Origin of the sequence: Bacillus sp. FJAT-27251, from assembly GCF_001273925.1 — a bacterium.
Lineage (GTDB): Bacteria > Bacillota > Bacilli > Bacillales > Cytobacillaceae > Mesobacillus_B.
In genome coordinates, this window is sequence record NZ_LIGG01000001.1 from 1,546,620 (window position 1) to 1,554,547 (window position 7,928).

At 48.4% G+C, this 7,928-nt stretch carries 10 protein-coding genes; 9 read left to right on the plus strand and 1 reads right to left on the minus strand.

Annotated features, from left to right (window positions below):
* The first annotated feature begins 185 nt into the window (after window positions 1-185).
* The 9 genes from ADU22_RS07270 to ADU22_RS07310 all read left to right on the plus strand — a co-directional run bounded on the left by ADU22_RS07270 (window position 186) and on the right by ADU22_RS07310 (window position 7,367).
* Window positions 186-995, plus strand: coding sequence for an Fpg/Nei family DNA glycosylase (locus ADU22_RS07270; protein ID WP_053361562.1), 810 nt, complete (start codon window positions 186-188; stop codon window positions 993-995).
* A 74-nt stretch (window positions 996-1,069) separates the two neighbouring features.
* Complete coding sequence (gene rraA / locus ADU22_RS07275) at window positions 1,070-1,549, plus strand: ribonuclease E activity regulator RraA (protein WP_053361563.1); 480 nt, start codon at window positions 1,070-1,072, stop codon at window positions 1,547-1,549.
* Between the two features lie 69 nt (window positions 1,550-1,618).
* Window positions 1,619-2,224 (plus strand): SafA/ExsA family spore coat assembly protein, encoded by a 606-nt coding sequence (gene safA, locus ADU22_RS07280; RefSeq protein WP_053361564.1) that lies wholly within the window; start codon window positions 1,619-1,621, stop codon window positions 2,222-2,224.
* A gap of 176 nt (window positions 2,225-2,400) precedes the next feature.
* The gene (locus ADU22_RS07285) at window positions 2,401-2,745 is read left to right on the plus strand and encodes a lmo0954 family membrane protein (protein WP_053361565.1); all 345 of its coding nucleotides are present in this window, start codon (window positions 2,401-2,403) and stop codon (window positions 2,743-2,745) included.
* A gap of 18 nt (window positions 2,746-2,763) precedes the next feature.
* Complete coding sequence (locus ADU22_RS07290) at window positions 2,764-3,408, plus strand: PspA/IM30 family protein (protein ID WP_053361566.1); 645 nt, start codon at window positions 2,764-2,766, stop codon at window positions 3,406-3,408.
* Between the two features lie 91 nt (window positions 3,409-3,499).
* The gene (gene liaF / locus ADU22_RS07295) at window positions 3,500-4,231 is read left to right on the plus strand and encodes a cell wall-active antibiotics response protein LiaF (protein ID WP_197280029.1); all 732 of its coding nucleotides are present in this window, start codon (window positions 3,500-3,502) and stop codon (window positions 4,229-4,231) included.
* Window positions 4,228-5,292: a sensor histidine kinase gene (locus ADU22_RS07300; protein WP_053361567.1), complete on the plus strand. Its 1,065-nt coding sequence runs from the start codon at window positions 4,228-4,230 to the stop codon at window positions 5,290-5,292. Before liaF ends, ADU22_RS07300 begins: the two co-directional genes overlap by 4 nt.
* Entirely contained in the window at window positions 5,285-5,917 is a 633-nt protein-coding gene (locus ADU22_RS07305) for a response regulator transcription factor (RefSeq protein WP_053361568.1), read from the plus strand. Before ADU22_RS07300 ends, ADU22_RS07305 begins: the two co-directional genes overlap by 8 nt.
* Window positions 5,918-6,041: 124 nt before the next feature.
* The gene (locus ADU22_RS07310) at window positions 6,042-7,367 is read left to right on the plus strand and encodes a S8 family peptidase (RefSeq protein WP_053361569.1); all 1,326 of its coding nucleotides are present in this window, start codon (window positions 6,042-6,044) and stop codon (window positions 7,365-7,367) included.
* Window positions 7,368-7,431: 64 nt separating this feature from the next.
* On the opposite strand, the gene ADU22_RS07315 is transcribed toward ADU22_RS07310, so the two are convergent.
* A complete protein-coding gene (locus ADU22_RS07315; RefSeq protein ID WP_046525202.1) occupies window positions 7,432-7,635 on the minus strand; it encodes a hypothetical protein in 204 nt (67 codons plus the stop codon).
* Window positions 7,636-7,928 lie beyond the last annotated feature (293 nt).

A 7,928-nucleotide genomic window follows, 5' to 3' on the forward strand; every position in this document is an offset into this window, starting at 1 on the left:
TTGAAGGGTTCAATGTGCCCGGAGATTGTTTTAAAAAGACGATTAGGTAACTTTGAAAATTCTATGTACACCTAAATTCACATATGCAGGAGTATCCATTTTGCCAGCTAGGATACTTAAAAGCGTGCATGGTTCACTTCTCCCCAAACATACTAAGGAAAACACCTGAGAAGGGGCTGAAGAACATGCCGGAGCTTCCGGAGATGGAAACTTACAGAAAAATGCTGGGTGAACGGATTGTTGGAAGGACAATCAGTGATGCAGAAGTAAACCGGGAAAAAACAATCAATGTTTCTGCAGCTCAATTTATCGCCGAGCTGAAGGGAAATAGCGTTACTGGAGTCGAACGGAGAGCGAAGCATCTGATTTTTCGGCTAAAGTCAGGGAAAAGCCTCCTTCTTCACTTGATGCTGGGCGGGTGGATGTATCTTGGGGACAGCCATGACAACCCGGACAGGACCAAGCAGATCATCCTTTCGTTTGGGGAAATGAAGATGTATTTTATTGGCCTCAGGCTGGGTTTCCTGCATCTCCATGACGAACAGAGCCTGCAAGCGGAATTGGCTGATTTGGGTCCGGAGCCGCTTGATCCTGCATTTACGATTGGAAAGTTCCAGGAGCTGTTTTCCGGCAGGAAAGGCATGATTAAGACGACACTGGTGAACCAGAAGGTAATTGCCGGCATTGGTAATTGCTATAGTGATGAAATCTGCCATGAAGCAGGCATCAAGCCGGTGAGGACTTTTACGGAGCTTGAGCCTCAAGAGCTGAATTTCATGTACCATGGAATGAAGACGGTCTTCCTGAGGGCCATTGAGGCTGGCGGCTACATGGACCAGCCCCTGTTTAAAGCTGACATGAAAACTGGGGGCTACGAAAAGCAGCGCCGGGTGTATGACCGTGAGGGGGAAGCCTGCATAAGGTGCGGTGCCCTGATCATCAAGGAAATCGTCTCCTCAAGAAAGACTTTCTACTGCCCCGGTTGCCAGCACTAGGTTGTCAAGAAAAAGGAGGAAAAGCGGGCTGAATCTAGAACTAGTTAAGAAAAAGGCAGGGGAGAGTGTTATCGATGGATTTCAAATGTGCAGATTTATGCGATGAGCATGCAAGTGAGCTGACGGTGTGCCAAAGTGAATTCAAATCATATGGCAAGAAGCCTAAATTTCATGGCCCGATTTCCACGGTCAAGGTATTTGAGGACAATGTCCTTGTGCTTGAAAGCCTTGAAAGCATCCCGGAAGGCAGTGTGCTGGTGGTTGATGGGGGAGGGTCCAGGCGCTGTGCGCTGATGGGCGACCGCCTTGGGGAAATTGCCCAAAACCGCAAGCTGGCTGGCATCATCATCAACGGCTGTGTCCGCGATACGGAGGATCTGGCCAAATTGGATGTTGGCATCTTTGCCCTTGGCAGCAATCCTCTTAAAAGCAAGAAGGAAGGAAAAGGGGAAAAGCAGGTTCCAGTCTCGTTTGGCGGGATCCAGTGGCAGCCAGGCAGCTATGCCTATGCCGATGGGGACGGTGTGGTCGTTTGCGAGAGAAAGCTTTTATAAAAATTTAACAATGCGTTCTGTATAATTCCGTTTCATTTTCTCATCCTATTTCAGGAGGAGGATGAGAAAATGTTGAAAAAATTGTTGCTAATTTTGGTGCTGCTGGTCATGATCCCATCGGTAACCTTTGCACAGCAGGTACACACTGTACGTTCTGGCGATACAATGTGGAAAATTTCTGTATGGTACAAGGTAGGGCTATCAGAAATTATTGGTGCCAACCCGCATATTAAAAACCCGGCCCTGATCTATCCTGGCCAGAAGATTACAGTTCCGGACCTAAGTACGGCAAAGAATATTGGGAACCAGGTAATCCAGCTGACGAACCAGGAGCGGGCCAGGCACGGATTGAAGCCGCTGGCGGCAGATTGGCAGCTATCCAGAGTAGCCCGGTACAAATCGGCCGATATGAGGGATAAAAACTACTTCCAGCATAACAGCCCGACATATGGGACCCCATTCGATATGATTAAAGGATTTGGCATTGCCTATCGAAGCGCGGGAGAAAATATTGCCGCTGGCCAGCGGACTCCGCAGGAAGTGGTCAAAGCCTGGATGGACAGCCCCGGCCACCGCGCCAATATTCTGAACAGCTCGTACACCCATATCGGCGTCGGCCATGTGACCGGAGGCTCCTATGGCCATTATTGGACGCAAATGTTTATAGCGAAGTAGCAAAAAAGCACTGGCAATAGTGGATTGCCGGTGCTTTTTTATTGTCTTTCAACGTGCACGCAGGGGACAGTCCTACCTATTCCTCCGCCTCAGGTCCTACCTGAAAATCAAGCTCAGGCTCGTTATGGGGATTTTGCAATCGAGGTAAGATGATATCAAGAAAGGAGGAAACGAAAATGAAAAAATTCGGTTTACTGCTGGCAGGTGGCATCGCCGCTCTCGTGCTGATCTCAAACCTTGGCCCGCTTTTCGGTCTGGCCGTCAGCCTGTTTGTTCTCTACTTCATCGTGAAACAATTTTTAGTTAGTGATTCCACTTTTAAGAAAATCATCTGGGGTGCGCTTGGGTTCTTTATCCTCATGGCGGCCGCATCGAATGTTCCAGCCATCCTGGGCATCGCCGCTGCTTTTGTCCTGTACCTGGTCTATAAAAAATGGAATGCCGGGGAGACTGGGAGCACAACCAGCAATGACCCCTTTGCCAATTTTGAAAAGCAATGGTCCGAACTTAAAAAATACTGATTGAAGGAGTGTATTGATATGACAAACCTGTTTACCCGTTTAAAAGAAACCATCTTGGCCGATCTGAATTCAGCACTCGATCGCAAGGAACGTAAAAATCCAATTGCGATGCTGAATCAGTATCTCCGTGAATGCGAGAACGAGACAGAAAAGGTCCGCAAGCTGCTTGAGCGGCAGCATCAGCTGAAGGAACAATTTACTGCCGAGTATCAGAAGGCGGAAGAAATGGCCGAAAAGCGCCGCTACCAGGCGGAGGTTGCACAAAAGGCCGGTGAAACTGAACTTCATGTTTTTGCCGCCCAGGAACAAAGCCAGTATGAAGCAAGAGCGTCCCACCTGAAGGAAGCTTTGGCCAATGCCGGAAGCCAGCTTCAGGAGCTTGAACATAAATATGAGGACATGAAACACAAATTGAAGGATATGCATATCCGCCGTATGGAACTGATGGGCAGGGAAAACGTGACCCGCGCCCATACGACAATGGACCATGTGATGAACCAGGAGGATTACTCAGGCAAGGCTCACTCCCGGTTCACCGAAATCGAGAGCTACCTCGCCAACCTGGAGAACCAGGTGAACAGTTCGTATTATCGCAATACAATCGATGGCCGCATCGCCCAGCTCGAAAAAGAAATGAAAAACAAGGAAACCTATGCTAATTAAAACAGGAAACATGGTATTCTAAAGAAGAGGCGCAAGCTTGACGCGCCTTTTCATTCCTGAACCAGTACCCGCCAGAAAGGAGGAAAAGATCTTGTTGAACAAAATGAAAGATGACTATATAAGCTGGATTGTCCTCATTGGCGCCTTGCTGTTGCTGCTGGAGGTCTTCTTTTTCAATCCCGGCCTGATCTTTTCTCTCTTTGTGTCGGGAGCGATGGTTTATTTTGGCCGCAAGATGCTTCATAAAATGATGGGGAAGATGCTTTTCTGGGGCGGACTTTTTTTCTTCATCAGCTGTGTGATCGGCATGCTGACGTTTCGGTTTTTTCTGCTATCCGTCCTGATTTACATTGTCATCCATTTTGCCCAGTCCAAAAAGAAGCCCGCCATTATCAGGCCGGTGATTGAAGAACCTGCTCCTTCAGGAGACCATCTGCTGGTCAATTCCACCCCATTCATTAAAAATTCCTGGTTCGGCAGCCAAAAAACTCCGCAGCAGGCCTATGAGTGGGATGACATCAATGTCCTTGCCGGCATCGGCGATACAGTCATCGATTTCAGCTACACGGTTCTCCCAAAAGGCGAGGCAGTGATTTTTATCCGCAATATTGTCGGGAATATCAAAATCTTTGTACCATATGATATCGAAGTGAATATTCACCATACAACACTGTTGGGGGCTGCGGACTTGCTGGAATATCACCAGGACCGTTCATTTAACCAGCAGCTGGTCGTCAAAACCCCGGGTTATGACGGGGCGGAACAGAAAATTAAAATCTTCACATCCATGCTGATTGGGAATATCGAGGTGAAGCGGATATGAGCATTGTCCAGCGCCAAATCTTGTGGGGGATGTCCCTCGCTTTTTTGCTGTTTCTCTTTCTCACCTCTTCCTATTTTTGGGTTCACCCGCTGGACCACTGGTCAGAGCTTTGGGAACTGGAACTTGTGGATATTCCCTTTATTGTTTTTACAGCAAGTGTAAGCCTTGGCTTCGGCCTCCTGTTCGGAATCTTCACAGGCTTTTACTGGCGCAGGCAGCTGCAGAATGTAGAGGGCTGGCTGTACCAGCTGGAAGAAGGACGCTACTCAGAGCCGCCGCAGGCAGACATGCTGCCTGAAACAGGATTGATTTCGGAACGGATTCAAAAAGTCCAGAAACAGATGTCCGAAAAAACGATGCTGTCCCAGAGACTGGCAAACGAAAAGGCGGAAGAGCAGGAAACAAGGATACAGGAAATCATTTCACAGGAGCGGAACCGGCTCGCACGAGAGCTGCACGATTCTGTCTCCCAGCAGCTTTTTGCCGCGTCCATGATGATGTCGGCGATCAATGAATCCAAGGATCTGGCTGCAGATCCGGGCCCAGCGGAGGCCCGGGAAGCCAAGCAGCTGAAAATGGTCGAAGAGATGATCCATAAATCACAGCTGGAGATGCGGGCGCTGCTGCTCCACCTCAGGCCGGCCGCCTTGAAGGGCAAGACCTTGCAGGAAGGAGCAGAGGAGCTCCTGATCGAACTCTCCCAGAAAGTCACCATGAAAATCCACTGGAAACTCGAACACTTTCCCCTTGATAAGGGTGTGGAAGACCATTTATTCAGGATCCTTCAGGAGTCTGTCTCCAATACGCTCCGCCACTCCCAGGCCGTAAAGCTTGATGTTTTGCTGATTAGACGGGATGACATGGTCATCTTGAGAGTGTCCGATGACGGCATCGGATTTGATGTGGAAGAATCGAAGGCCGGCTCATACGGACTGCAGAATATGCATGAGCGGGCCGGGGAAATCGGCGGCATCCTGAAAATCGTCAGCGTTAAAAACAAGGGTACAAAGCTGGAAGCAAAGATTCCTATATTAAAAACGGCGGGTGAGGAAGATGATTAAAGTAGTTTTTATCGATGACCATGAAATGGTGCGGATTGGGGTTTCCTCCTATTTGTCTGCACAGCCTGACATTGAGGTCGTGGGAGAGGCGGACAATGGCCGGACAGGAGTCGAGCTCTGCCTGAGCCTGAAGCCGGACATCATCCTGATGGACCTTGTCATGAAGGAAATGGACGGCATTGAAGCAACGCGGAAAATCATGGAGCAATGGCCTGAAGCGAAAATCATCGTGGTGACCAGCTTCCTTGATGATGAAAAGGTGTACCCTGCACTTGAAGCAGGTGCAACGAGCTATATGCTGAAGACTTCAAAGGCGAGCGACATTGCCAATGCCGTCCGGGCTACATACCACGGACAGCCAGTGCTTGAGCCGGAAGTCACCGGCAAAATGATGATGAAAATGCGCCAGAAGCAAAATGTCCTTCCTCATGAAGAATTGACTGAGCGTGAGATGGAAGTGCTGCTTTTAATGACTGAAGGTAAAAGCAACCAGGAAATCGCCGACGAACTGTTCATCGCCCTTAAAACCGTCAAAACACACGTGAGCAATATTTTGAGCAAGCTGCAGGTCCAGGACAGGACCCAGGCCGTCATTTATGCGTTCAAGCATTCACTTGCGAAGTAGCTGAAAATATTGGCTGGCCACTAATCCAACAGCCTTTTTTTATTATGCAGGGACAAACACCAAAGCCATTTCATCGGGACCATCATAGCTTATAACAAAAGTTATGAAGGGAAGGGGAATGGCTTTGTTTGGTTTTTCAATGGTCCAAATGGTCCGCAATCATGCAGATAAGCTGGAACGCCCATTAAGGGAAGAAATGCTGAATCTTTACCGGCCTTTTAAATGGACGCCATGTTTTTTGCATAAATTCCTGGAAGGGGCCATTAAAAAAAGTAAAAAGTTTTCGGTTATTATTGAATTCGAGAAAGGCGGTTATGAAGCCGGATGCCAGGAAGTCACCGGTATTATGAACCGCCATATGAGAAACAATATCAGGCATCACTTTTCAAGAGTTTCCTGCTGCAGCGCCGATCTTACTCCCAGCTGTCTTGAAGAGATTCTCTCTGGCTGCGGGCATGTGAAAAGAGTCTACCTGAATCGGGAGGTCAAGGCGCTGCTTGATGTAGCGGTAAAATCGGCCAAGGCTGATAACGTTGTAAGGGAACAGGGGATATTAACCGGCAGAGGAGTCAAAATTGCCATCATTGATACGGGAATCTATCCTCATCGTGACTTGGCGGGACGGATTACGGATTTCGTAGATTTTGTTAACAATAGAACGGAAGCCTATGATGACAATGGCCATGGCACACACTGTGCGGGCGACGCAGCCGGGAGCGGAGAAGCTTCTGATTTTAAATATAGAGGCCCTGCACCGGAAGCCAGTCTCGCAGGAGTAAAGGTTTTGGATAAGCTGGGCTCCGGCTCGCTCGAAACCGTGATGCGAGGGGTTGAATGGTGCATCAGCTACAATGAAGAAAATCCGGATAAAAAGATTGATATTATCTCCATGTCTCTTGGAAGTACCGCCCAGGACTTTGGCGATGAAAATGAAGACCCGATGGTGAGAATTGTCGAGGAAGCATGGGCTGCCGGAATTGTTGTCTGTGTCGCTGCCGGGAATGATGGACCGAGAAGCAGAACGATTGCCAGTCCGGGCATTAGTGATCAAGTGATCACGGTCGGTGCGTCAGATGACAGAAATACAGTCGAAAGGGAAGATGACGACGCAGCCAATTTTTCGAGCAGAGGGCCAACCATTTATGGGGAGATAAAACCAGATTTGCTCGCACCGGGAGTCAACATCGTTTCGCTGAGAGCGCCTAATTCCTATCTGGATAAAATCCAAAAGTCCAGCCGTGTGGATAATGACTATTTTGTTTTATCAGGAACTTCCATGGCGACACCTATTTGCGCGGGAGTCGCTGCCTTGATCAAGCAGCATAATCCTGATTTGACTCCCGATGATGTTAAAACGATGCTGAAATCAGGTGCCGAATTACGGACGGCGCTTGATCCGAATATTTACGGAGCTGGCTATATTGATGCAGAAAGTTCAATTCCGCAATAAGTCGGGGAAGAAAATGGACGGGCATAAGCTGGTTTGCACAAAAAAGAGGCCGTTGCTGGCCTCTTTAATCTATTTTCTTCATCTGTGGATCCAGTCCGCCCAGCCTGTAAAGCATTTCGCTGAGAGCGAGCGAGATGACTTCCCGTTCCTCAACATTGTCATGATAGGCAGGACTATATTCCACAGCATGAGGGTCCTCAGTCAATTTTTCTTTAATCTTCGCACACATCCACAGCTGGTAGTCAGAAAGTTCAAGTTTTTTAAGCATCAGCCCCACTCCTTCTTTATCACATTACCCGCCGCCAAAGAGTCCATAAACGCTTTGGACAAGTGTAATTCTATTCTATTTTAGTGAATGTATTGTAAGAACAGGAAGTTTTAACCAGATAGGTGTTGGGAACTCATTGAAAACTGGGAGGGGATGGTGAGATACGGGGCGTTAGTGCCCAAAAACGGTGAGGTCTGCCGAAAAAGGTAACTGACAGTCGTCATCAGTGCTCGAAATCCGTCAGGTCCTCCGAAAAAGGTAACTGACAGTCGTCATCAGTGCCCAAAAACGGC

Coding starts and splice junctions, on each gene's coding strand:
- ADU22_RS07270 (WP_053361562.1), top strand. CDS start 186: ATGCCGGAGCTTCCGGAGATGGAAACTTACAGAAAAATGCTGGGTGAA.
- rraA (WP_053361563.1), top strand. CDS start 1,070: ATGGATTTCAAATGTGCAGATTTATGCGATGAGCATGCAAGTGAGCTG.
- safA (WP_053361564.1), top strand. CDS start 1,619: ATGTTGAAAAAATTGTTGCTAATTTTGGTGCTGCTGGTCATGATCCCA.
- ADU22_RS07285 (WP_053361565.1), top strand. CDS start 2,401: ATGAAAAAATTCGGTTTACTGCTGGCAGGTGGCATCGCCGCTCTCGTG.
- ADU22_RS07290 (WP_053361566.1), top strand. CDS start 2,764: ATGACAAACCTGTTTACCCGTTTAAAAGAAACCATCTTGGCCGATCTG.
- ADU22_RS07300 (WP_053361567.1), top strand. CDS start 4,228: ATGAGCATTGTCCAGCGCCAAATCTTGTGGGGGATGTCCCTCGCTTTT.
- ADU22_RS07305 (WP_053361568.1), top strand. CDS start 5,285: ATGATTAAAGTAGTTTTTATCGATGACCATGAAATGGTGCGGATTGGG.
- ADU22_RS07315 (WP_046525202.1), bottom strand. CDS start 7,635: ATGCTTAAAAAACTTGAACTTTCTGACTACCAGCTGTGGATGTGTGCG.